This window comes from Nonomuraea sp. SYSU D8015 (genome assembly GCF_008065375.1).
GTDB lineage: Bacteria > Actinomycetota > Actinomycetes > Streptosporangiales > Streptosporangiaceae > Nonomuraea.
Map to the genome: position 1 here is coordinate 1,301,881 of NZ_VJYI01000001.1, position 21,516 is coordinate 1,323,396.

The 21,516-nt window shown below is 72.9% G+C and carries 19 protein-coding genes; 13 read left to right on the forward strand and 6 right to left on the reverse strand.

The annotated features are described in order from the left end of the window. Positions 1 to 173: 173 nt before the first annotated feature. The 3 genes from ID574_RS08415 to ID574_RS08425 all read left to right on the forward strand — a co-directional run bounded on the left by ID574_RS08415 (position 174) and on the right by ID574_RS08425 (position 3,396). Positions 174 to 917 carry an SDR family NAD(P)-dependent oxidoreductase gene (locus tag ID574_RS08415; RefSeq protein WP_188188110.1) on the forward strand — a complete coding sequence of 248 codons (744 nt, stop codon included), beginning with the start codon at positions 174 to 176 and terminating at the stop codon, positions 915 to 917. A gap of 224 nt (positions 918 to 1,141) precedes the next feature. Further along, positions 1,142 to 1,975 carry a hypothetical protein gene (locus ID574_RS08420; RefSeq protein WP_188188111.1) on the forward strand — a complete coding sequence of 278 codons (834 nt, stop codon included), beginning with the start codon at positions 1,142 to 1,144 and terminating at the stop codon, positions 1,973 to 1,975. A 152-nt stretch (positions 1,976 to 2,127) separates the two neighbouring features. Continuing rightward, positions 2,128 to 3,396 (forward strand): hypothetical protein, encoded by a 1,269-nt coding sequence (locus ID574_RS08425; RefSeq protein ID WP_188188112.1) that lies wholly within the window; start codon positions 2,128 to 2,130, stop codon positions 3,394 to 3,396. 1 nt (position 3,397) lies between these two features. On the opposite strand, the gene ID574_RS08430 is transcribed toward ID574_RS08425, so the two are convergent. Beyond that, a complete protein-coding gene (locus ID574_RS08430) occupies positions 3,398 to 3,970 on the reverse strand; it encodes an RNA polymerase sigma factor (RefSeq protein ID WP_188188113.1) in 573 nt (190 codons plus the stop codon). 179 nt (positions 3,971 to 4,149) lie between these two features. Here ID574_RS08430 and ID574_RS08435 point away from each other — a divergent pair, with 179 nt between their 5' ends. The 3 genes from ID574_RS08435 to ID574_RS08445 are packed head-to-tail and all read left to right on the forward strand — an operon-like array spanning position 4,150 to position 9,399. Then, positions 4,150 to 4,860, forward strand: a complete 711-nt coding sequence (locus tag ID574_RS08435; protein WP_188188114.1) for a Crp/Fnr family transcriptional regulator — start codon at positions 4,150 to 4,152, stop codon at positions 4,858 to 4,860. Between the two features lie 22 nt (positions 4,861 to 4,882). Further along, entirely contained in the window at positions 4,883 to 6,196 is a 1,314-nt protein-coding gene (locus tag ID574_RS08440) for an oxygenase MpaB family protein (protein WP_188188115.1), read from the forward strand. After that, positions 6,193 to 9,399 carry an ATP-binding protein gene (locus ID574_RS08445; RefSeq protein WP_188188116.1) on the forward strand — a complete coding sequence of 1,069 codons (3,207 nt, stop codon included), beginning with the start codon at positions 6,193 to 6,195 and terminating at the stop codon, positions 9,397 to 9,399. Before ID574_RS08440 ends, ID574_RS08445 begins: the two co-directional genes overlap by 4 nt. A gap of 16 nt (positions 9,400 to 9,415) precedes the next feature. Here the strand turns inward: ID574_RS08445 and ID574_RS08450 are convergent, their stop codons facing one another. Both ID574_RS08450 and ID574_RS08455 read right to left on the reverse strand, forming a co-directional pair. Continuing rightward, the gene (locus tag ID574_RS08450) at positions 9,416 to 9,835 is read right to left on the reverse strand and encodes a hypothetical protein (protein ID WP_188188117.1); all 420 of its coding nucleotides are present in this window, start codon (positions 9,833 to 9,835) and stop codon (positions 9,416 to 9,418) included. Between the two features lie 115 nt (positions 9,836 to 9,950). After that, a complete protein-coding gene (locus tag ID574_RS08455) occupies positions 9,951 to 11,075 on the reverse strand; it encodes an alpha-hydroxy acid oxidase (protein WP_223166476.1) in 1,125 nt (374 codons plus the stop codon). A gap of 218 nt (positions 11,076 to 11,293) precedes the next feature. On the opposite strand from ID574_RS08455, the gene ID574_RS08460 reads away from it, so the two are divergent. After that, positions 11,294 to 11,995 (forward strand): HD domain-containing protein, encoded by a 702-nt coding sequence (locus ID574_RS08460; RefSeq protein WP_223166477.1) that lies wholly within the window; start codon positions 11,294 to 11,296, stop codon positions 11,993 to 11,995. Here ID574_RS08460 and ID574_RS08465 read toward each other — a convergent pair. From ID574_RS08465 to ID574_RS08475, 3 genes are read right to left on the reverse strand one after another with little or no spacing between them, the layout of a single operon-like run. Beyond that, positions 11,948 to 12,211: a DUF4031 domain-containing protein gene (locus ID574_RS08465; RefSeq protein ID WP_188188119.1), complete on the reverse strand. Its 264-nt coding sequence runs from the start codon at positions 12,209 to 12,211 to the stop codon at positions 11,948 to 11,950. The genes ID574_RS08460 and ID574_RS08465 overlap by 48 nt on opposite strands. After that, entirely contained in the window at positions 12,208 to 12,975 is a 768-nt protein-coding gene (locus ID574_RS08470) for an HAD family hydrolase (protein WP_188188120.1), read from the reverse strand. The genes ID574_RS08465 and ID574_RS08470 overlap by 4 nt, the downstream gene beginning before the upstream one ends. An 18-nt stretch (positions 12,976 to 12,993) precedes the next feature. Beyond that, on the reverse strand, positions 12,994 to 14,169 hold the full coding sequence (locus ID574_RS08475; protein ID WP_188188121.1) for a cytochrome P450: 1,176 nt from the start codon (positions 14,167 to 14,169) through the stop codon (positions 12,994 to 12,996). A 462-nt stretch (positions 14,170 to 14,631) separates the two neighbouring features. On the opposite strand from ID574_RS08475, the gene ID574_RS08480 reads away from it, so the two are divergent. The 6 genes from ID574_RS08480 to ID574_RS08505 all read left to right on the forward strand — a co-directional run bounded on the left by ID574_RS08480 (position 14,632) and on the right by ID574_RS08505 (position 21,472). Next, a complete protein-coding gene (locus ID574_RS08480; protein ID WP_188188122.1) occupies positions 14,632 to 15,870 on the forward strand; it encodes a hypothetical protein in 1,239 nt (412 codons plus the stop codon). A 19-nt stretch (positions 15,871 to 15,889) separates the two neighbouring features. After that, positions 15,890 to 16,585, forward strand: coding sequence for a DUF2786 domain-containing protein (locus ID574_RS08485; RefSeq protein WP_188188123.1), 696 nt, complete (start codon positions 15,890 to 15,892; stop codon positions 16,583 to 16,585). A gap of 256 nt (positions 16,586 to 16,841) precedes the next feature. Next, positions 16,842 to 17,861, forward strand: coding sequence for an Ldh family oxidoreductase (locus tag ID574_RS08490; RefSeq protein WP_188188124.1), 1,020 nt, complete (start codon positions 16,842 to 16,844; stop codon positions 17,859 to 17,861). 19 nt (positions 17,862 to 17,880) lie between these two features. Next, positions 17,881 to 19,197, forward strand: a complete 1,317-nt coding sequence (locus ID574_RS08495; protein ID WP_188188125.1) for an MFS transporter — start codon at positions 17,881 to 17,883, stop codon at positions 19,195 to 19,197. Positions 19,198 to 19,200: 3 nt separating this feature from the next. Next, the gene (locus ID574_RS08500; RefSeq protein ID WP_188188126.1) at positions 19,201 to 19,965 is read left to right on the forward strand and encodes an SDR family NAD(P)-dependent oxidoreductase; all 765 of its coding nucleotides are present in this window, start codon (positions 19,201 to 19,203) and stop codon (positions 19,963 to 19,965) included. 70 nt (positions 19,966 to 20,035) lie between these two features. Beyond that, positions 20,036 to 21,472 (forward strand): mannitol dehydrogenase family protein, encoded by a 1,437-nt coding sequence (locus ID574_RS08505; protein WP_188188127.1) that lies wholly within the window; start codon positions 20,036 to 20,038, stop codon positions 21,470 to 21,472. Positions 21,473 to 21,516: the final 44 nt, after the last annotated feature.

Below are 21,516 nucleotides of genomic sequence, written 5' to 3' on the forward strand. Positions count from 1 at the left end.
AGACCGGCCCGCCGCGCGATCGTCGTCGCCTCCCCGCACCTTCCGTCCCTGCCCCTGATGGACCTGCGCCCAGGTGCGACTCCCCTGGGAGACCCCGCCGGGGACGGCGGATGGCCGGATGAAGGGAGGGGCGGGTGTGATGACATGTGAGCGATGGGGCTATCGTGCGGCGGATGAGCGGACGTGGAATTCTCATCACCGGCGCCTCACGCGGCATCGGGCGGGCGATCGCGGCGGCCTTCGCCGCGCAGGGCGACCGGGTCGCCGTCCACCACCGGGACTCGGCCGACGAGGCGCACAGCCTCCTGGGCGCGCTCCCCGGGCAGGGCCACGCCGTCGTCCAGGGAGACCTGGCCGACCCGGAGGACGTGCGGCGCCTGGTCGGCGCCGCGGCCGAGGCGCTCGGCAGCATCGACGTCCTGGTCAACAACGCCGGGATCTACCTCCACCACCCCATCACCGAGTTGACCTACGAGCAGTGGCAGGCCGCCTGGCGGCGGACCCTCGACGTCAACCTCGTCGGCGCCGCCAACGTCATCTGGTGCGCGATCAAGCACATGCCCGCCGGCGGCAGGATCGTCAACATCACCTCGCGCGGCGCCTTCCGCGGCGAGCCCGACAGCCCCGCTTACGGCGCCGGCAAGGCGGGGCTCAACGCCCTCAGCCAGTCCCTGGCCGTCGCGCTCGCGCCGCACGGCATCGCGGTCGCCGCCGTCGCCCCCGGATTCGTCGAGACCGACATGACCAACGAGCACCTCAAGGCGCCGCGCGGCGACGCGATCCGCGCGCAGAGCCCGTTCGGGCGGGTGGCCCGGCCGGAGGAGATCGCCGCCGCCGTCCTCTATCTGGCGTCACCGGCGGCCGAATGGGCCAGCGGGGCCGTGCTCGACCTGAACGGCGCCTCGTACCTGCGGTGAGGGAGTGCCGTCGCCTGGAGGAGGAGCGACGAAGGAGCGACGGGGGAAGGTGGCGGCATCTGGCGACCGAGCCCGCCTCACGCAGTGAGGTTATGAACAGGTGACGGCCCAATCTCCCGGCAAAGGGTGGTGATCATGGCGAATTCGGGGGCTACAGTGGCTGTCACGGCACTTCGGAAACTCGCTCGGAGGGGGACGGTGTGGCCAGAGGCTGGGGTTGGGCGTTGGCATCACTCGCGGCCTCCGTCGGGGTGCTCCTGACAGGCACCACCCTCTACGTCCGGCTGGGCCCCCTCGCCGCGGTCGTCGCCGTGCTGCTGGCCCCCATCGTCCTGTGCGGCTTCGTCGTCGTGCACGACGTGCTGCGCCGCAGGGCCCTCACCACCGAGGAGCAGCACCGGCTCGCCCTGGAGCGCGACCACGTCAGGCGCACCGTCGACCTCGTCGCCGACCCGGCGCTGACCGAGGAGGAGCGCCTGGCCGTCCTCGACTCCTTCATCCCCAGGCTGGCTCAGGCGGCCGCGCCGCACCGGGACAGGTTCGTGGTCGTGTCCGAGCTGCCCGCGCCCGCGCGGGCGCTCCTGGCCCGCGCCCGGCGGGCCGTCAACGTGGTCTACCGGTCACAGGTCATGCACCGGCGTCTGCTGGACGGCCTGGCCAACGAGGTGCTGCTGCCGCGCCAGGTCTGGGAGATCGCCAAGCTCCTGCGGATGCAGGCGCAGCTGCAGGAGGAGCAGGACCGCGCCCGGCAGGGCGTGGTGACGCCGGAGCTGCTGGCCGTCCTCGAGCCCCAGCAGAAGGCGCTCGACCGCTCCGTCGCCGCCGTGACCGCCAGGGTCGAGGGCCTGGAGAGGTACGCCCGCCGCGTCCAGGAGGCCGACGCCGCCCTGCGTGCCCGCGAGGCGCTGGACAACAACGACAAATACCGCGAGCTGCTGGCCCAGACGGACGACGCCGAGGGGATGCGCGCGCTCGCCGCCCATGGCGACGCGTTGGAGGAGACCTTGGCCAAGAGCGTCCGCGAGGCCATCGAGGCGGGCCAGACCCTCGCCCTCTGATCGATTCTCCTGCAAGCCCTTCGCAAGTCGCCGCCTCTACGCTCGGTGCTCCCGGCGGCCACGGGGAGCAAGCCGGCCGCCGGGCTGTATCTGACGCCGCCGGGGATGCTCTGACTCCGTGAGGCGACGGGACCAGCGAAACGGGAGACCGCATGTCCGACACTCCGATGACCGCGGACGACGTGCTGCGCATCGCGGCCTACAAGGACCGGAGCCCGGCCCTGGAGGCCATGGTCATCGCCTACGCCTACCACCGCGTCGCCGCCGACCTGGCCGAGCACCTCGGCAGGGACGCCAACAACTGGTACTGCTACGCCACCTGGACCTCCAAGGCGGTGGGCGAGAGCCTGGACCTCACTCCCGACTCCCCGTTCATCCAGGACTTCGGCCGCCGCTTCGGGGTGCCGCGCCGCTTCCGCCGGCTCTTCCGCGCCACGCTCCTCACCCTGCTCGGCCCCAGCTACCAGCTCGGGCTCGCGCTGGCCAACCGCGCGATCTTCCTGGAGACGGCCAGCCTCGCGGTCAACCTGTGGAACGACACCCCCGACCGGTTCCTGAAGGTGAGCCCGGAGTCGAGCCTGACGCCCACGCCGCCGGAGTTCCTGACGGAGCTGCTGGAGCAGGCCGACGCCCGCTACCTGCGGGACGCCGCCCAGCTGATGGTGGAGGCGAAGCAGGCCGTCGACCCTGAGGCGCGGGCCGAGCTGATGCTGGGGGCCAACATCGCGTTGTCGGCGTACGAGCAGAAACGCGCCCAGAAGGCGCTGGAGCTGGTGCTCTACCGGCCGGTCAGGTGGCTGACGCGGGTGTCGTGGCGGGCGCTGATCTCCCTGGTGACCCGCCGCCCGTTCCCCAGATTCCGCCTGTACGCCGCCCGCCACGAGGACCAGCCGTGGCTGACCCGCACGCTCGAGGACCTGTGGGCCGGGCTCTACACCCGCCACCTGTTCTCCGTGCGCACGCCGCTGAGCGACATCAAGGTCGGCAAGCCGTTGGAACCGCCCGCGGGGGTGGACCTGGCGAAGGTGTGGGCGCCGATCCAGAACGAGCGCGTGCGCAAGCTGGCCGAGGAGTTCATCACCGAGGACCAGGAGGCCTCCACGGCGGGCGTGGCCAACTGGGTGTCCTACCCCGACCGCATGCGCTTCATCGTCAGCTACTTCCGCGTCTACCAGCACGTCAGCGCCCTCTTCGACGTGCCCTTCGACAAGAAGATCGCCGAAGGGCTCGCCGAGGAGATGGCGAAGGGCCTGGTGCCCCAGGCCGTCAGCGAGATGTTCAGGAACGACCCGGGGCTGCCCGCGATCCGGCGCAAGCTCTACCGCTACCCGACCGAGACCGACCCGGACGCGTACGAGATGGCGCACTTCGACTTCGAGCCGTTCCTGGAGGCGATCCCGCTCGACCCGAACGTCACATGACTCAGTCCAGGAAATCCCTGGTGATCTCGCGGGCCTGGAGGAGCCCGCGCAGTTTCGCGAAACAGCGGGCTCGGGTGGGCCCGATGCTCCCGACCGGCCTGCCCAGCTTGCGTGCCACGTCCACGTAGTGCGGCTCGGAGGTTTCCGTGAGCGCCCTGAACAGGACCCGCTGCGCGTCCGGCAGCGCCTCGACCAGCTCGTCGAGCGTGCCGGCCAGCCAGCTCCTGGCCAGCTCCCTGTCCACGTCGTCGGTGCTGCCGAGCGTGTCCAGGTCGGGCGTGCAGATCTCCTTCGTCCTCCTGGTGAGCTTCAAGCACTCGCGGAAGGCGATCGTGGCCAGCCAACCGGCCATCCGCTGCCCGTCGGCCACGCTGCTGAGGTTCTGCCAGGCCAGCAACCAGGTGGTCTGCAGCACGTCCTGGGCGTCCTCATGGCCGAGCCGGAAGCGGCGGATGCGCGCCTTCAGCATCGGGGTGAACTCCTCGACCAGGCGCTCCCACGCCTCGGGGTCGCCGTTCTGCGCGGCCGACACCAGCGCGCCCGTGTCGCGGCGTTCGATGGTCTCCAACTGCATGTCTGACTCCTCGCCGGTCCGGCTACTCGGGGGGCCATTTCCGGCCGGCAACCCAACGCTGCGCCTGAAGATCGGCGAGGGCTGTTTCGGGAGTGACACTCTCGGTGTGGTCCTCGTCACATCGGGGAGATCGCTTACCACCTGCTGCCCGGGCGGCGATTGCGGCCTAAAGTTCTTGCATGGACGGGCGCAGCGGGGTTCCACAGGACGTCCAGCAGGTCGCGGCCGTGCTGGCGGAGATCCCGTTGTTCCGCGTACTCGGAGAGAGCGGCATCCAGAGCACGGCGCGGGCCGGGCTCGCCCGCCGATACCGGGCCGGGCAGATCATCTTCCATCAGGGGGACCCGGGGGAGTCCCTCTTCGTCCTGCTGGACGGCCTGGTGAAGGTCGTGTTCACCACCGAGCACGGCGACGAGATCGTACTCAACATGCTCGCCCGCGGCGACACCTTCGGGGAGATGGCGCTGCTGGACGGCTCGCCGCGGTCGGCCTCGATCGTCACCGCGCGGCCGTCGTGGGTGTTCGCGCTGCCCAGGGCGCGGCTGCTGGAGCTCATGCGGGAGCACCCGGGGCTGGCCGACGAGTTCCTGCGCATGCTCGGGCACATGGTGCGCAGGCTCACCGGCCAGGCGGCCGACCTGGCCTTCCTCGACCTGGGCGGGCGGCTGGCCAAGCTGCTGCTGCAGCTGGCCGACAAGCACGGCAACACCGAGGGCGTGGTGGACCTGCCCGGCCTGACGCAGTCGGACCTCGCCGCGCTGATCGGCGCGACGCGGCCGGCCGTCAACCGGGCCCTGCAGTCGCTGGTGTCACGGCGCCTCATCGCCATCGAGGGCCGGACGATCAGCCTGCTGGACGTCGCCGCCCTGCGCAAGCGGGGCGGGCTCTGACCGAATCTGGAGTACGGGGCTCATGAACGATCGCAACGAGCGGCCCATGGACAGGGACGCGCGCTGGCCGGAGGAGCGGTTCCGGCAGCTGAGGCAAACGGCGGACCCGGAGATCGACGAGGTGGTGGCGCGCTACCTGAAGGAGCAGCCCGAGGGGCGGGGGCCGCTCGAGCTGGTGAAGGCGGTGATCGAGGAGCTGGGGCTGGCCAAGCGGGAGGCCAGGTCGCCCTCGGGCGAGCCGCCCGCCTCGCAGGTCTTCGACGCGCTCGACTTCGCCCAGCAGCTGCCCGACTGGGGCGACGACGCCGAGCTGCTGGCCAGGGGGCAGGCCGTGTTCGCCGACTACGGGCTCTATCAGTCGGCCGCGCTGTTCTGCAAGTGCCTGCCCATGGCGTACGTCGAGGTGTCCAGCGCCAAGGTGCTGGCCGGCGTCTCCGGCCTGGCCACGCACAGCCTCACCCGCCGGGTGGCCGAGACCGGCCAGATGCTCGTGGACGTCATGGGGTTGAAGGCCACCGGCAGCCTGCTGCCCGGCGGTCCCGGCCACACCACCGCGATCGGGCTGCGCATCCTGCACTCGTTCGTGCGCGCCCTGGTCGACGAGCGCTTCGGCGACCAGTGGGACACCGCGAAATACGGCCCGCCGGTCAACCAGGAGCTGCTGCTGGCCACCATCTTCGACTTCTCCGTGGTGACGTGGGAGGCGCTGGAGACCATGGGCGTGGTGCTGAACGACGAGCAGCGCGCCGCCCACCTCTACACGTGGAGCGTGTTCGGCCACCTCATGGGCGTGGAGGCGTGCCGGGAGGGGCCGCTGACCCTCGGCGACGTCGTGCCGGTCAGCGAACGCCTGGGCCGGCTCTACGAGTCCAGCCCCGAGGGCCGCATGCTCATGGCCAGGCTCCTGGAGGAGATGGAGGAGTTCATGCACCTGGGGTGGCGCAAGCTGCCCCGCAGCCTGGTGCACTGGGTCTTCCGCGACGCGAAATACGGCGCCGACCGGGTGCCGGAGTTGCTCGGCGTGCCCCCGGCCGCGTGGTGGTGCACCGCGCTGTTCACGCTGGCGCGGGCGGCCCATCGGCGTCCGTGGCTGGGCCGGCCGGTCGACGGCGTGGTCCGCTGGCTCGTGCGCCGGGCCGGGCGGCACATCGTGATCGCCCTGGTCGACCGCCACTCCGGCGGCCAGGCGCCGTTCCGCATCCCCGGCGAGCTGGCCCGCGCCTGGCGGATCAGGCAGTCGAAGACCGCCGTGAAAACCCGCGAGATCCGCCGCAGCGTCCGGCAGAATGTCCGGCAGAAAGTACGAGCGCCCGCGCGGAAGGGGCTGCGCGCGTGACTGCCCCGCACGAGCCAGGCACGCTGACCACGGCGACGATCCTGTTCACCGACGTGGTCAGCTCCACAGCGCTGCGGATCAGGCTGGGCGAAGAGCGGGCCAACGTCGTCTTCCGCCGCCTCTACCAGCTGCTCCACTCCGTGGTCACGGCGAGCGGCTCGACGTTCACCAAGAGCCTCGGCGACGGGCTGATGGCCGTGTTCGACTCGGCGACCGCCGGGCTCGACGCCATCATCGCGGTGGAGCAGGCCGTGGCCGACGAGAACGAACGCGCGCTGGAGAAGATCTCCATCAAGGCCGCGCTGGCCGCCGGCGACGTGTGCTGGGGCCACGACGACGTCAGCGGACTGCCGACCGTGGAGGCCGCCCGGCTGGTCGCCGTGGCGGAGGGCGGCCAGGTGCTCTGCACCGACCTGGTGCGGCGGCTGGCCCAGGGGCGCAGCCGGCACGAGTTCAAGGATCTCGGGCGGCTGCCGGGCAAGGGGCTGCGCGAGCCGCTGCACACCTACGAGCTGCACTGGCAGAACGCCGACCACCACCAGAGCGGCGGGCTGCCGACCTGGCTCGACAACGGGCACGTGCTGCCGTTCGTGGGCCGCGGCGAGGAGCTGCGGGCGCTCGACGGCGAGCTGGCGGCCGCCGAGTTCGGCATCGGGCTGGTCGTCCTCGAGGGCGAGCCGGGGGTGGGCAAGACCCGGCTGGCGTCCATGGTGGCCAGGCAGGCGCTCAAGCGGCAGTTCACGGTGCTGGCGGGGCGGTGCACGGATCCGGCGCGGCAGGCGTACGAGCCGATCGCCGGCGCGGTCGAGCGGCTGGCCCGCACCTCGCCCGCGCTGCTGCTGCGGGCCGGGATCGACCAGCAGTGCGGCCAGCTGGTCCGGCTGGCGCCGTCACTGGGCGCGCCGCCGCTGTCGCTGGAGGTCCCGCCGGCCACCGAGCCGGTCTCCGAGCGCTACCACCTGATGGCGGCGGCACGCACCCTGATCGAGCGGCTGGCCACCGTCCGGCCGGTGCTGCTCGTGATCGACGACCTGCAGTGGGCGACGCTGGAGTCGCTGCAGATGCTCCACGCCCTGATGTACGAGGCCGACGCCATGCCGCTGCTCATCCTGGCCACGTCGCGGCCGGTGCCGGTCGAGTCGGCCATGCCGGAGCTCCACAAGCTCACCGCCGGCGGCCGCGTCGTGCAGGTGTCGTCATTCGGGCTCGACGAGGTCTCCGACGTGCTGTCGGAGGTCCGCCCCGGAGGCGACGCCGAGCTGCTGCACCGCATCACCGGCGGCAACGCGTTCCTGATCAGCGAGGTGGCCAGAGAGCTCACCGCGGGCAAAGACCTCGACGCGCTGACCGTGCCCGACTCGGTCACCCGGATGGTGCTGGCCCGGCTGGCGCAGCTCCACCCGGACGCCAGAGAGCTGATCAGCCTGCTGGCCGTGGCCGAGCGGATGGAGTCGGCCGAGCTGCGCCTCGGCCTCGGCCTCGACGAGGCCCGCTTCGTGGCCGCCGTGGAAGAGGCGATGGGCGCCGGGCTGGTCACCATGTCCGCCCGCGGGACCTGCCGGTTCTCGCACGAGCTGACCAGGAACGCCCTCTACGCCACCCTGTCCCCGCTGCGCGCCGGGCTGCTGCATGGGCGCGTGGCCGACGCGTTGTGCCGGGCGGACCCGAAGGCCATGGAGTCGCGGCCGTACGTGGTGGCCGCGCACCTGCTGGCCGCCGCCGAGCACGGCCGCGACCCGGCCCGGGTGGGCGCGGCCGCGGAGGCGGCGGTGCGGGCGGCCGAGCACGCGCTGGAAGGGCTGGCGCACCGCGAGGCCGTCACCTGGTACCAGCGGGTGCTGGAGTTGCTGGCCGATTCCCCCGCCGCCTCCCTGGAACGCCGGGCCGAGCTGATGGTGCAGTGCGGCCGGGCGATGTGGCTGGCCGGCCACCCCGACGCCCGGCCGACCCTGGTGGCGGCCGCCGGCCTGGCCAGGCAGTGCGACCGCGGCGACCTGATCGTCACCGCGGCGCTCGGCGGCGACCGCGGCTTCACCAGCATCTCGGCCGCGCCCGATCAGCAGCGCATCGCGTTGCTGACCGAGGCCAGGCGGCTGGTCGACTCCACCGACGTGAGCACCAGGGCGCTGCTGGCCGCCCACCTCGCCGCCGAGCTGATCTGGGCGCCCGACGGTGAGCGGCGCTTCGCGCTGAGCGACGAGGCCGTGGCCCTGGCCCGCAAGTCGGGCGACCCGCGCACGCTCGCCCTCGTGCTGTGCCTGCGCAGCCTGACCATCATCCCCGCCGACCCTCTGCACCAGCGCCACCGCGACGGCGACGAGATGCTGGAGGCGGCCCGCCGCACGGGCGACGACCTCGTGTTGTTCAACGCGTGCGTGCAGCGGACGCCTCCGGTCCTCGACAGCGGCGACGCGGCCAAGGCGGCGGCGCTGCTCGACCAGGCCGACGAGCTGGCCCACCGCCTGGCCCAGCCGCACCTCCACTGGCTGGTCGGCTACTCCCGGGCGGGCCTGACCCTCATGCAGGGCGACCTCGCCCAGGCCGAGGCGGAGGCCACGGCGGCCCTGCGGCTCGGCTCCGAGATCGGCCGCCGGCTGGAGGCCGTGGCCATCTACGCCGAGCAGATCGCCGAGATCCGGCGGCTCCAGGGCAGGCTGTGGGAGCTGCAGGACCGGTTGCGCCGCGCCGCCCAGGCGCCCCGCGTGGACCCCGTGCACGCGGTGCTGCGCTACCTGTGCGAGCTGGCCGACGAGGAGGCCGGTCCGCTGCTGGAGCGCATCCTGGCCGGCCGGGGCGCGGTCCCGCCGCGCAACATGGCGCACCGGCCCGCGCTCGACAACCTGGCCGTGGCCGCCTCCCGGCTGAGGCGGGCCGATCTGGCCGGCCGGCTGTACGACTCGCTGGCCGCCGAGGGCGACAGCTTCGGCCACTCGACGGTGGCGCACCACTGCGGCCACCACTACCTGGCCCACCTGTCCATGACCATGGGCGATCCGCGGCGCGCCGCCGAGCACTTCGAGGCGGCCGCCGAGGTGCACGAGCGGCGCGAGGTGCCGCTCATGCTCGCCGAGTCCCTGCTGGACTGGGCAGACCTGCTGGACGGCGGCGAGGTGAGCGGGCCCAAGCCGGCCGACCTGCGCGCGTGGTGCGCCTCGCTGCTGTCCGGACGAGGCGCCCACCTCCTGGAGCGCCGGCTCCGCTGAGTCATTCCCTTCACCGTCATTCCTTCACTGTGATCTTGCTGAGCACCACGAAGCCGCCGAGCGCCCCCGCGGAGCCGGCGGCCGTCGTGGTGGTGAGGTTGACCACAAGGTCATAGGTGCCGGGGGCCAGCTGGCCGCGCATCGGGATGGAGGCGGTATATCGGCCCGAGCCAGGGGTGAAGGTCATCTCCACCGGTGGCGACGGGTGTCTCGACTCGCCGCCGCCCACCAGGTCGGCGATGATCTCCAGCTGCCATCGGCCGGCCAGCCAGTCGACCAGCTCGCCGGTCACCTCCCAGCTCACGTCCACGGTCCAACCCTCGCCGCGCCGAACGATAGTGGTGGGCTGCGCGCCCGGATCGACAACCTGCCCGTGAAGAGTGCCGGCCAGCTGCTCGGCCGGCACTTTCATCACCTGGAACTCTCCGGTTGCCATCTGTTCTCCTTTCCGGGTCGAGGACCAGGTCCCCGTGTGAAGGAGCAGAGAGGCGACACCACCGGCCAGATACGCGTCATTTCTGACGACTCTGGTCAGGCCTGATCGTTCCTGCCTATCGGAGGCGGACGACGTCGCGGTCGAGCCCGGCGACGCCGCCCACGCCGAGCAGCTGCGTCGTCCGTACGAGCTCGGCGCGCAACAGCTCCAGCACCCGCGTCACGCCCTGCTCGCCCCCGGCCATCAGCCCGTACAGGTAGGCCCGGCCGACGAAGCAGGCCCGCGCCCCCAGCGCGACCGCGGCGGCCACGTCCGCCCCGCTGCGGACGCCGCCGTCCAGGAACACCTCCGCGCGGTCGCCCACGGCGTCCACCACCTCGGGCAGCAGCTCCAGAGGCGTGGGGGAGCGGTCGAGCTGCCGCCCGCCGTGATTGGACACGACCAGGCCGTCCACGCCGACGGCGGCGAGCTCCTTGGCGTCGTCGACCCGCTGCACGCCCTTGACCAGCAGCGGGCCCTGCCACGCCGACCTGATCCACTCCAGGTCCCTGATCGTCACCGACGGGTCGAACATCAGGTTCGTGATCCCGGCCAGGTCGCGGGGCCCGCCCTCCACGGTGGCGAACCTGAGCGGCTCACTGGTCAGGAAGTCGAACCACCACGCCGGGCGGCGCACCGCCTGCAGCACGCTGCGCCAGCGCAGCGAGGGCGGGACCGTCAGGCCGTGCCGCACGTCCCGCAGCCGCGCCCCGGCCACCGGCACGTCCACGGTCACCACCAGGACGTCCATGCCCGCCTCCCGCGCCAGGGACAGCATGTCCAGGCTGCGGGCGCGGTCGCGGACGACGTACAGCTGGAACCAGTTCCACCCGCCGGGAGCCGCGGCCGCCACGTCGGCGGCGGACGTGGTGCCCATGGTGGACAGCGTGTACGGCACCCCCGCCCGCTCCGCCGCCCTGGCCACGGCCCGCTCGCCGGCCCGGTGCATCATCCTGGTGAACCCGGTGGGCCCCAGCACGACCGGCATCGCGATCCGCCTGCCCAGGATCTCGACCGCGGTCGCCGCCTCGGCGACGTCGCGCAGCACCCTCGGCCGGAACTCCACCCGGTCGAACGCCTCCACCGCCCTGGCCATCGACCGCTCGCCCTCGGCCCCGCCGTCCACGTAGTCGAACACCATCCGCGGCGCGCGCCTCCTGGCGAGCTCCCGTACATCGTGGACGTCCGCCGCCTGGGCCACCCGCCGGCTCCTGGACCATCGCGGCCTCTGGGGCAGCACGTCCCGCAGCTCCCGCCATCGGGGCAGGCGCCGTGGTTCCTTCGCATTCGCGTCGATGCCCAGGACGCTACCCGAGTCGGGTCGCCGTCTGACAGCCCGCTCACGTCAGGTACCCCCGGACGGGCGGGAACGGAGCAGCGGGCGCATCAGCGAAGGCCCTCGGTGAGTACGGTGGAATGATGATCGACGATCGCCGCCCCACGGCCCCCACCGGGGACGCGGCCCCGCGCACGGCCGGGCGTGACGCGCTCGTGGCCGGCTGGGTCGCGCTCGCGGGCGGCTCGCCGGCCTCGCGGGCCACCGGCGCCGAGCTGATCGCCCGCTGGGCCGAGCCGCACCGGCGCTACCACACCCCGCACCACCTCGCCGCCGTCCTCGCCGCCATCGACCACCTCGCCGAGCAGGCCGACGATCCGGTGGCGGTACGGCTGGCCGCCTGGTTCCACGACGCCGTCTACGACGGGCGCCCCGGATGGGACGAGGAGCGCAGCGCCCAGCTCGCCCAGGCCAGGCTGCCCAGGTGCGGCGTGCCCGCGCCCAGGGTCGCCGAGGTCGCCCGCCTGGTCCGCCTCACCGCCGCCCACGAGACCCTCGCCGACGGCGACGCCGACGGCGCGGTCCTGTGCGACGCCGACCTGGCCGTCCTCGGCGGTCCCGGGTACGACGCCTACGCGCGGGCCATCCGCGAGGAGTACGCCCACGTGCCGGACGACCTGTTCAGGAAGGGCCGCGCCGAGGTGCTGCGCCGCCTGCTGGCCACCCCGCGCCTCTACCGCACCGCGAAGGCCCGCGACCTGTGGGAGGACCGGGCCCGCGCCAACATGGCCGCCGAGCTAGCGGCGCTTGCGGCGGCGCAGCCCGGAGGCGATCAGACGCCGTAACAACTCCCGCGAACTCACCGCCTCCGCCCCCAGCGACACCGCCCGCGCGTGCACGGTCTCCGGCACGTCGTAGTGATCCCGGTCGAACGCCCGCGCCGGCACGCCCAGCCGCGCCGCGAAGTCGTGCAGTTCCTCCAGGGAATGATCGCTGACCAGGTGCGACCACATGAGGCCGCGCGGCCCCGGCCAGTTGGGCGGGTCGATGAGAACGGTCACGACGTCAAGGGTAGGACCCTGCCGCGCACCTCGATCTCGCCCAGGTCGGACACCACGACCCCGGCCCCCTGCGCGCGCAGCTCGCCCGCCGCGCCGCCCTCCCTGACGACTCCGACCACCAGCCCGAAGGCGCCCTTCTCGCCCGCCTCGACGCCGGGCAGCGCGGCGTCCACCACCGCGACCCTGGCCGGGGGCAGACCCAGGCGGCGGGCCGCCTCCAGGAACAGGGCGGGATCGGGCATGCCGGGCAGGTTCATCAGCGCGGCGTCGTCCCCGTCGATCAGCACGTCGAACAGGTGGGAGACGCCTGCCGAGTTCACCAGCTTGCGGCCGTGCAGGCTGGCGGAGACCGCCGCCGTACGGGCGCCGCGCCGCCGCAGCTCGTGCAGGAGCGCGACCGTGGCGGGGAACGCGGCGACCCCGTACTCGTCCACCTGCGCCATGAAGGTCCGGTCCTTGGCCAGGCCGAGCCCGTGCACGGTCGGCGCCCCCGGCTCATCGTCCGCCGACCCCTCGGGCAGCGTGATGCCGCGCGAGGCCAGGAACGTGCGGATGCCGTCGAGCCGGGGCCGGCCGTCCACGTGACGCAGATAGTCGTCGCGGATGTCGAACGGCCCCGAGCGGCCGCGCAGGAACGCGTCGAAGACGTGTTTCCAGGCGGCCGCGTGCCCCCGCGCGGTGTCGGTGACCACACCGTCGGTGTCGAACACGACGGCGCTGATCCTGGCGAGATCGATGACGGGGTCGATGACGGGTTCGCTCACACTGTGAACGTAACCGCTCTACCAGGCGACGGGTAGCTCCTTGAGGCCGTAGACGATGGCGAGCTCCCGGAACGGCGCCTCTCCCTCGACCCGCAGCGTCGGGAAACGGCGCAGCAGGGCGGGGAAGGCGATGCGCATCTCCATCTGCGCCAGCGGCGCGCCGATGCAGCGGTGGATGCCGTGGCCGAAGGCCAGATGCGAGGCCTCCCGGCCGGGCCGGATCTCGTCCGCGTCCTCGCCCATGGCCGCCGGGTCGCGGTTGGCGCCGATGAGCGAGCACAGCACCAGCTCGCCCTTCTTGATCGGCACCCCGTGCAGCTCCAGGTCGTCGCGGGCGAAGCGCGGGAAGGCCACCTGCACGACCGACATGTAGCGCAGGAGCTCCTCGACCACGTCGTTGATGTAGCCGTCGACCTCGCGCACCTTCGCGGCCTGCTCGGGGTGCTGCAGCAGCCACAGCGTGCCCAGTGCGAGCATGCTGGTGCTGGTGTCGTGCCCGCCGGTGAGCAGCCCGTCGGCCATGCTGGCCAGCGTCCGGTCGTCCAGCTCGTCACCGTGGTCGCGCAGCAGCTGTCCCAGCAGGCCCTCGCCGGGGTTCTGACGTTCCCTCGCGACCAGCTCCGTCAGGTAGGTCATCGCGTCGTTGATCGCCTGCAGCGACGCCTCGGGCCCGGCCGTGAAGTCGAAGCGGTCCTTGCTGATCTTCACGAAGTCGGCGCGCTCGTCGTACGGGACCCCCAGCAGCTCGCACACCACCAGCGACGGGATGGGCAGCGCGAACTCCTCGAAGAGGTCCACCGGCATGCTCTGGGCGCCCTTGGCCTCGATGCGGTCGAGCGCCTCCTCCACCAGGGCCTCGATGCGCGGCTCCAGCCGGCGCAGTCGCCGCACGGTGAACTCGGGGGTGAGGAACCTGCGCAGCCGCGTGTGCTCGGGCGGGTCGCGGAAGCCCAGGCCGCCCGGGTCCTCCTGGTTGGAGCCGAGGCCGATCACGCCCGCGAAGTCGTTGCTGAAGCGCTCGTGGTCGCCGAGCACCGCGCGGACGTCCTCCCAGCGGGTCACGAGATACACGGTCTGGCCGCCGGGGATCTCCATCGGGAAGACCGGGTGCTCGGCCCGGATGCGGCCGAGCTCGCCCACAGGGTCGAACCCGTCGCGCATGAACTGGACGAGCGGGAACTCATTGTCTGACATCGATATCCGTCCTGCTGGGATAGATCGCACTTCCGGGGATAAATCCCTCGACCGATGGTCCCATCAGGAACGGGTCTCCAGCGCCCTCCGAAAGGACGAATTTCATCTCAGACCGGCCGTGGTTCAGGTCACACCGGCCTCGCCGGCCACCCGGCCTCGGGCGCGGCGCGGGCGGGCGGCACGTCCGCATCACCTGACTCCGGCTCCGGCCAGAGCCCGGATCACCTAAGCGTCGCTTGCCCACGATCCCTCCTCTCGCCCGCATTGTGAGCGGGCTGTGACGGGGCGGCCAGGTTCGGCTCATGCCTGTCACCGACAGGAGAGGCCGATTCCGGCGGTGTTGAAGGTGGGAAAGCAGGGCAAACTGGGGCGGCAGATGGTGTTTGGCGTACAAGATGGCGACATTCTGCGATGATCTCGTCGCATAGAGCCGGAGCTAGAGCCCCCCACGGATAGTGACAGATGCCGACATTCGAGGAAATAGCAGCCTTCATCAACGAGAAGCCGCTCGCCACCGCTGTCATCGCGCTGCTCAGTCTTGCCGGGCTGGCACTCGCGTTCCTGATCATCAGGATCGCCTGGAAAGCCTTTGCCTGGTCGTTCGCCCGATACGTCGCCCCGCGTCCCATCGAGGACGTCCTGACCATCGCGGCCGCCTCCATCGCCACCGGTGTGTCCGCGCAGGGCATGTGGCGCTTCTCGGAGGACGTGCTGGGGCTCGACGGCCCGCTCAGGCTGCTGCTGTTCGCGTTCATCGAGATCGCGATCATCACCAGCGCCGTCCGCGCCCGCCGCAACATGCGCGAGAACTTCTCCGCCGGCATCGACGGCATCGCCGTCTGGGCGCTGACCTGCCTGACCGCCGTGCTGTCCAGCATGGACGCGCGCAGCCTGCCCGAGGCGGTCTTCCGGCTCGCCGCGCCGCTGGTGGCCGCCTGGCTGTGGGAGCGCGGCATGGCCATCGAACGCCACCGCATCCGCGGCACCGGGCGCATCAACTGGCGGCTCACGCCGGAGCGGATCCTCGTACGGCTCGGGCTGGCCGAGGTCAGCGACCGCACCGCCTCCGACGTCGACGCCCACCGCAGGCTCACCAGGGTCGCGCTGGCCGCCAAGCGCGCCAAGGCGCTGCGCGAGGCCGGGGCCCCCGAGCGCAAGATGCGCGCCGCGCTGGCCAAGCTCGACAAGGCCATGGACCAGGCCGTCGAGCACACCGGCCTGGCCGTGGACCCGGCCCGTCAGGAGGCGCTGCTGGCCCAGATCGCCGCGCTCTACAACACCTCCGCGCTCATCGACGCCGACCCCCGGGTGCCCTGGGAGCACGACGCCGAGCAGCACCCGGTGCCCGCCCGCCCGGCGCTGCCGCCCGCACTGGCCGAGCTCGTCAACGACGAGGACGAGGACGTCGAGGTGCTCGACACCACCCCGCAGGTCGTCTCCACCGCCGAGCGCGCGGCGCTCATGCGGGCCGCCCGCGAGTACTGGGACCGGCAGATCGCCAAGGGCATCGTGCCGCGTACCGTGGACATCGCCCAGGAGATCGGGATCTCGCTGGCCACGGCGCGCGAGTATCGTGCCCTGTGGAAGCTGGAGCCGCAGGCGCACGCCCTCATCGAGGCGCTGTACCAGCAGCACGGCATCGTCGACACGGGCGCCTTCCCCGTCATCGGGGCCGACGGGAGGGTGCTGACCAAGCACTGAGCACCACCGGGGGGCGGGTTTGTCGCGTGAGCGCACGCTCGACCGGGTCAGGAAGCTCCTGGCCAAGGCCGAGCGCACCGACAACGAGCACGAGCGGGCCACGTTCATGGCGGCCGCGTCGACGCTCATGGCCAAGCACGGCATCGACACCCTCCCGCCCGCCGGCACGCGGCAGGTCCCCGGCGACCGCATCGTCACCCTGCCCAACCCGTGGGCCAGGGAGAAGGCCCGCCTCGTCAGCCTGGTCGCGCAGGCCGTACGCTGCCGCCCCCTGCTCATCGGGCGGGGGGACGGCGGCCAGCGGGTGCACGTGTTCGGCTTCGCTGCCGACCTGGAGCGGGCCGACCTGCTGGCCACCTCGCTGCTGCTCCAGATGGCCTCGGGCCTGGCCCGCGTGCGCCTGCCGGAGGGAGTGACGGCCGTGCGGGCCTACCGGCGGTCGTGGCTGCTGGGCTTCATTGACGAGGTCTACCGCCTGCTGTGCGAGGCGGAGTCCCGCGCCGAGTCGGAGTCCGGCGGCCCCGGTACCGCGCTGGTGCTGGCCGACCGCCGGGCGGAGGTGGACCGCGCGGTGGCGGCCCACTACCCGACGATCAGGATGAGCGTCCCCCGCACCAGCGGCACCGGCTACCGCGACGGCGTCGCCGCCGGCCGCCGCGCCGACCTCGGCCGCACCGGCGTGACCACCGCCACCGCCGGCGAGCTCACCTGGTGACTTTCCGCTTTCTCGATGTCGAGCCCTTGGCGAAGATCGGGGACGCGTTTACCGGTGATCGTTTTGGTCTTCCGCCAATGGGATGATCAGGGGATCCACGCGCAAGAGCATCACCGGCTTGGCCGGCGCGTCGGGACGGCGGCGAGAAGCGGAACAAGCGTTTGGTAAGCCCTTTCCGTTGATCCGTTTGGGCGGGCGCGGAGCGGGCATAAGCGCGCACACGGAACGCAGTCCTAACGATGCGGACAGGTGGCCCGTGAACGCACCCCCTCGCCTCGTCGCCGCCGATCCTCTCCGCGACCTCGCCAGGGATCTCCTGGTCGCGGCCGGCGTGCCCGCCGACCTCGCCGCGACGGTCTCGGCGTCCCTCGTCGAGGCCGATCTGGCCGGGCACGGCTCGCACGGGGTGCGGCGGCTCCTGCCGTACCTCGAGAGGATCGAGGCGGGCGTGATCGTGCCCGGCGCCCGGCCCGAGGTGGTCTCCCGTCGCGGCGCCACCGCCGTCGTGTCCGGAAGGCGCGGGTTCGGGCAGGCCGCGGCCCGGCTGGCCGCCGAGGAGGCGGCGCGGCTGGCCGGGGAGCACGGCGCCGGCGTCGTGGCGATCAGGGAGTGCAACCACGTCGGCAGGCTCGGCGAGTACGCCGGGTCGCTGGCGGCGCAGGGCCTGATCGCGCAGGTGGTGGGCAACGCGGACCCGACCGTCGCCCCGTACGGCGGGCACCGCAGGATGCTCGGCACCAACCCCCTGGCCTGGGCCGTGCCGCGGGCCGGCGGCGCGGCCGTGGTCATGGACTGGGCGACCGCCGCCATGGCCGAGGGCAAGCTCGGCCTCCTGCGCGTGGCCGGCTCTCCGGCGCCCGAAGGGGTGCTCGTCGACCCCGCGGGGCGTCCGTCCACCGACCCGGACGACTTCTACCGGGGCGGTGCGCTGCTGCCCTTCGGCGGCCACAAGGGGTACGGCCTGAGCGTCCTCATCGAACTGGTCGGCGGCCTGCTCACGGGCACCGGCACCGCCTGCTCGCCGGAGTACGACGGCACGTTCGGCACGGTGATCAGCGCGGTCGACATCGCCGGGTTCGTCCCCCTGGAGAGCTACGTCGCCCAGGTCGAGTCCTTCTGCGAGGCCCTGCGTGCCTCCGGCCCCGGCGTGGTCGTGCCGGGGGAGCCCGAGGCCGAAGCGCGCCGGGCGCGGCTGGAGGAGGGGATCCCGGTGCCCGCACCGGTGTGGGCGGAGCTGGCGGCGCTCGCCGCGCGGCTCGGCGTTCCGCCGGCCTGACACCCCCCTTGGAGGTTAGATGTCCGCCACGACAACACCCGAGTTAAAGCGCGTCGTCCTGGGCGCCCTCGTCGGCACCGCCCTGGAGTGGTACGACTTCTTCATCTACGGCACCGCCGCCGCCCTCGTCTTCAACCAGCTGTTCTTCACCGACGCCGACCCGGCCGCGGGCACGATCGCCGCGTTCGCCACGTTCGGCGTGGGCTTCGTGGTGCGGCCGTTCGGCGGCGTCCTGTTCGGCCACCTCGGCGACAGGATCGGCCGCCGCTCCACCCTGATCATCACGACCGTCATCATGGGCGTGTCCACCGGGCTCATCGGGCTGCTGCCCACCTACCCCTCCATCGGCGTGGCGGCGCCCCTCCTGCTCACGCTGCTGCGGGTCTGCCAGGGCCTGGGCGCGGGCGCGGAGTTCGGCGGCGCGGCCACGCTGCTGGCCGAGCACGCCCCGCCCGGCCGGCGCGGCTACTACGCCTCCTATGCCCAGACCGGCGTGCAGATCGGCCTCGTGCTCGGCACCTCGGCGTTCCTGCTGGTGCAGCTGATGCCCCGGGAGGACTTCCTCTCCTGGGGCTGGCGGCTGCCGTTCCTGGTGAGCTTCGCGCTGATCGGGGTGGCGCTGTACGTGCGGCTGCGAGTGGCCGAGTCGCCGGTCTTCCGCGAGATGGAGCGCAGCCGCGAGATCGTCAAGCTGCCGATCAGGGACGCGCTGGCCCGCTACCCGCGGAACTTCCTCATCGGCGTCGGGGCGCACATCAACGACACGGCCGTCGTCTACACGCTCGCCACGTTCAGCGTCGCGTACGCCACCCAGCGGCTCGGCCTGTCCAGCCGGACGGCGCTGCTGGGCGTGATCCTGTTCGGGCTGACCGTGATCGTGCTCCAGCCCTTCTACGGGCGCCTGTCGGACCGGGTGGGGCGGCGGCCGCTCAACCTGTTCAGCGTGGTGTTCGTGGCGGTGTTCGTGTACCCGTACTTCGTCATGGTCGAGACCGGCGTGCCCGTGGTGGTGTGGCTGGCGATGATGATCATGGGGGCGCTCGGGTTCGCGCCGCAGGTGGCCGTGCAGCCGGTGTTCTACGCCGAGCTGTTCGGGGCGCGGGTCCGCTACACCGGGTTCGCCGCCTCACGGGAGCTGGGGGCGGCGCTGGCCGGGTTCTCCCCGCTGATCGGCGCGGCGCTCGCGGCGCGGATGGGCGGGCGGCCGTGGCTCGTGGCGGCGTTCCTCGTCGGGACGGCGGTGATCTCGTTCTGGGCGTTCTGGGCCTCGCGCGAGACCAAGGACGTCGACATCGCGGCCGTCGACCCGGTGCGCAGACCAGTGGTGGAGGAGTAGGACATGGACGTCAACGGGACGGTGGCCGTGATCACCGGCGGCGGCACCGGCATCGGCGCGGCCGTGGCCGAGAGTCTGGCCAGGAAGGGCGCGGCGGCCGTGGTCGTCAACTACTCGCGCTCGGCGGCGGACGCCCAGGCGACCGTCGCCCGCCTCCTGGAGCTGGGCTGCAAGGCCGAGGCCGTGGCCGCCGACGTGGCCGACGACGCCGCCGTGCGCCGCATGGCCCAGCGCGTACGCGACCGGTACGGGCGCGTGGACGTGCTGGTCTGCAACGCGGGCACGACCAAGTGGGTGCCGTTCCCCGACCTGGAGGGGCTCACCGACGACGTGTGGCGCCACATCATGGGCGTCAATCTCATGGGCCCCTACTACTGCGCCCGCGCTTTCGCGCCCGACCTGCGGGCGGCCCGCGGCGCCATCGTCAACGTCTCCTCCATCGCCGGCATCCTCGCCACCGGCTCCTCCATCGCCTACAGCGTCAGCAAGGCGGCCCTGATCCAGCTCACCCGCGACCTGGCGGTCGCCCTCGGGCCCGAGGTGAGGGTGAACGCGGTCGCACCCGGCATCGTGGCCACGCGCTGGCACATCGACCGGGTGGGCGAGCAGGTCTTCACCGAGATGGCGGCCAGGGAGGAGGCCAAGGCGCCGCTGCGCCGCACGGCACGTCCCGAGCACATCGCCCAGATGGTGACCGCGCTGGTGGAGGCGGACATGGTGACGGGTGAGGTGCTGGTGGGCGACGGCGGCCGGCACCTGGGCTACTGATGCGGCCGCCGGAGTCCGCCCAGGGCGGGCGGCGGGTCGCCTGCGGGCCGGCGTGGCCGGTGGCGCGGCGATGAGGCTGTCGCGGGCCGCGCTGCCCACTGTCCCCGCAGCCGCCCGGCCCCGGTTCCAGCCGGGCGAGCTGCGTACCGGGATCGTGCACCTGGGCCTCGGCGCCTTCCACCGGGCCCACCAGGCGCTGTACACCGAGGACGCCGGCGACCCCGCCTACGGCGTGTGCGGGGTGACGATGCGCAGCATGGCCGCCGCCGAGCTGCTGTCGGCGCAGGACCTGCTGTACTCGGTGCTCGAACGCGACGGTGAGCACGCCTCGATCCGGGTGTGCGGGATGCTGACGGAGGCGGTGGGCCCGGAGGCCGGGACCGCCAGGATCGCGGACCCCGGCGTGCGGGTGGTCACGATGACCGTGACCGAGCCCGGCTACCGGCACGACCCGGCCACCGGGCGGCTGCGCGCGGCCGATCCCGACGTGGCCGCCGACCTGGCGGGCGGCCCGCCGCGCACGCCGGTGGGGCGGCTGGTGGCCGGGCTGCGCGCCCGCCGCGCCGCAGGCTCCGGGCCGCTCGCCGTCGTCTGCTGCGACAACCTGGCGGGCGGCGGGCGGCTGCTGAGCGGCCTGGTGACCGAGTTCTGCGAGCTCGCCCGCGACGACGAGCTGCTCTCCTGGATCCACGACGGGAACGCCGCCTTCCCGTCCGCCATGGTCGACCGCATCGTGCCCGCCCCTGCCGACGCCGACCGGGCCGCCGCGGCGCGGCTGCTCGGCGTGGCGGACCGGGCGGCGCTGACGACCGAGCCGTTCCGGCAGTGGGTGATCGAGGACCGGTTCCCCGGAGGGCGGCCGCCGTGGGAGCGGGCGGGGGCGATGATCACGGGGGACGTGGAGCCGTACGAGACGATGAAGCTGCGCCTGCTCAACGGCGTCCACTCGGTGCTGGCCTACCTGGGGGCGCTGGCCGGCCTCGGCACGACCGCCGAGGCGACGACCCGGCCGGAGCTCGCCGAGGCGGGCCGCCGCTACCTGGAGTTCGACGCAGCGCCCACGCTCGCGCCGCCGCCCGGCGTGGACCTGGACGCCTACCGGGAGCGGCTGCTCGCCAGGCTGGCCAACCCGGCGCTGCGGCACCCGATCGCGCAGGTGGCCGCGGACGGGTCGCACAAGCTGCCGCAGCGCCTGCTCCCGGTGATCCGCGACCGCCTCGCCCGGGGCGCCGAGCCCCGATGGGCGGCGCTGGGGGTGGCCGCCTGGATGCGGTACGTCTCCGCGGGCCGGGCCGACGACGGCACGCCGATCACGGTCACCGACCCCCTGGCGGCGCGGTTGAGCATGCCGGAGGCGGACCCGCGTGAGGTGGCCGATCGGCTGCTGGGCCTGACGGAGGTCTTCGGCGAGGATCTGGGCCGGGACGCGACCCTGCGCGCGCTCGTCACGGACCTGCTCACCCGCCTGACACGCGACGGCGCGCTCGCGACCGCCCGCGACCCCTGACCCGCCGACCCGGCCGCTTGCGCCGCGCCGCGACCACCGGGGCC